Below are 449 nucleotides of genomic sequence, written 5' to 3'. Positions count from 1 at the left end.
TGAACACTCCACGCCCTGCCGTGGCCCCCGACGCGCAGCGCTGGCTGCGCGCGAGCCTCGTGGCCGTGTGGCTCGGCACCGCCGCCGCGAGCCTGGCGGAATTCCACGGCCAGAGCCGGGAGCTGCTGGTGGCCGCCGGGCTGCAGAGCGAGGCCTGGATGCAGGCAGTCATCGCCGCGGGCATCGCCGCCGATCTGGCCGTGGGCCTGTGGCTGTGGTGGCGGCCGGGCCGGCCGGCCTACGCCGCGGCGCTGCTGCTGATGGCCGCCATGACGGTGACCGGCACCGTGCTGATCCCCGCGCTGTGGCTCGATCCGCTCGGCCGGCTGCTCAAGAACCTGCCCATCGCCGCGATCCTGCTGGTGCTGTGGCGCGCCGACGGAAGGCGTTGGTGATGAACACGTACCTCGTGCTCAAGTGGGTGCACATCCTCTCCAGCGTGCTGCTGG

Annotated in this window: 1 protein-coding gene; it reads left to right on the top strand. The window is 72.6% G+C overall.

The window, feature by feature from the left end; all coding sequences use genetic code 11:
* Nucleotides 1-395 (top strand): DoxX-like family protein (locus M1M07_RS32450; RefSeq protein ID WP_248676796.1); only part of this gene is annotated, 395 nt, incomplete at its 5' end.
* Nucleotides 396-449: the final 54 nt, after the last annotated feature.

This window comes from Rhodococcus sp. HM1 (assembly GCF_023218075.1).
Taxonomy (GTDB): Bacteria; Actinomycetota; Actinomycetes; order Mycobacteriales; family Mycobacteriaceae; genus Rhodococcus.
The sequence above is the reverse complement of the archived record's forward strand: the minus strand, read 5'-3'. Positions and strand labels throughout refer to the sequence as shown.